1 protein-coding gene and 1 other annotated feature are annotated in these 1,354 nt (G+C 67.8%); the gene reads right to left on the reverse strand.

What is annotated here, in order from left to right; all coding sequences use genetic code 11:
• Positions 1 to 32: 32 nt before the first annotated feature.
• Positions 33 to 1,300, reverse strand: a protein-coding gene (locus AC4BGE_RS18860; protein WP_490576284.1) for an IS3 family transposase whose coding sequence is annotated in 2 segments (ribosomal slippage) — positions 33 to 997 and positions 997 to 1,300 — 1,269 coding nt in all. Because the reading frame shifts where the segments join, the coding sequence is not laid out codon by codon here.
• Positions 867 to 1,001, reverse strand: a sequence feature (AL1L pseudoknot). Its footprint overlaps the gene before it by 135 nt.
• Positions 1,301 to 1,354: the final 54 nt, after the last annotated feature.

The raw sequence follows: 1,354 nt of genomic DNA on the forward strand, positions 1-1,354 counted from the left end.
GTGAATCGCACTGGGTTGGTTGGAGGCTCGGGCTATTGGATTCCGACCAAGGGCTGGTCGGTCCGTTTCGTAGCGTAGATCGTCTTCTCGAACTCTGCTGGCGGGACGTCGGCCAGGTAGCCGTGGAGGCGGTCGTGGTTGTGCCAGTGGACCCAGCTCAGGGTGGCGAGCTCGACGTCCTCGACCGTCTTCCATGGCCGTCCCTCGCGGGCGGGGCCGCGGATCAGCTCGGCCTTGTAGTAGCCGTTCACGGTCTCGGCGAGCGCGTTATCGTACGAATCTCCGACGGTGCCGATCGAGGGCACCGCGCCGATCTCGGCCAGGCGCTCGCCGTAGCGAATTGACGTAAATTGCGACCCTGCGTCGCTGTGACACCGCAGCCCGTCGAGCTGGGTGCCGCGTGACCACCTGGCCATCTCGATGGCGTCGAGGACCATCGTGGTCCGCATGTGGGAGGCGACCCGCCACCCGACGATCGTCCGGGAGTAGGCGTCGATGATGAAGCAGACGTAGGCGACGCCGGCCCAGGTCGGCACGTAGGTCAGGTCGGTGACCCACAACTGATTCGGTGCCGTGGCGGTGAAGTCGCGGCCCACCAGGTCCGGGTGCCGCGGGACGCCCAGGTCGGGCTTGGTGGTGCGGACTCGCTTGGTGCGCCGCACCCCCTCGATGCCGGCGGCGCGCATCAGCCGGGCGACCTGGTCGCGGCCGATGTCGTGACCGGCACGGCGGGCTGCCTTCCAGACCTTCCGGGCGCCGTAGACCCGGTAGTTGTCTTCCCACAGCTGCCGCACGACCAGGCCCATCACCTCGTCGCGTCGGGCCCGGGCCGACGGCTGGCGGCTCTTGACCTCGTAGTAGCTGCTGGGGGCCACCTGCAGCACGCTGCAGATGAGCTCGACCCCCAGGCGCCGGCCCGCGACGACGTCGTCGCGGTTGGCGTCGATGAACGCGGCTACTTCTTGTGCTGGCGGTCGAGCTCCGCCCCGAAGAAACTTGCGGCCCTCTTCAAGATTTCGTTGGCTCGCTTGAGTTCCCGGACCTCCTGCTCGAGGGCCTTCAGCTTCGCTGCGTCGTTGGTGCTGACCCCGGCGACGTGGCCCTCGTCGATGTCGGCCTGACGCACCCAGGACCTCACCGACTCGGTGCCGTAGCCGAGCTGCTGGGCGACGCGCTGGACCGTGCCGTGCTCGGTGCCGAGCTCGGCGCGCAGAGTCCTGACCATCCGCACCGCAGCGGCCTTCTCTTCGGGGCTGTAGCGACGCGTGGTCGGCTTCCCCGGGGTGGTGTCCTTCGGCATGAATCCATCCTCGTTTCCAAACGATGGAGCCTCCAACCAACCCAGTGCGATTCA

The organism is Nocardioides sp. Z50_6 (assembly GCF_058215755.1).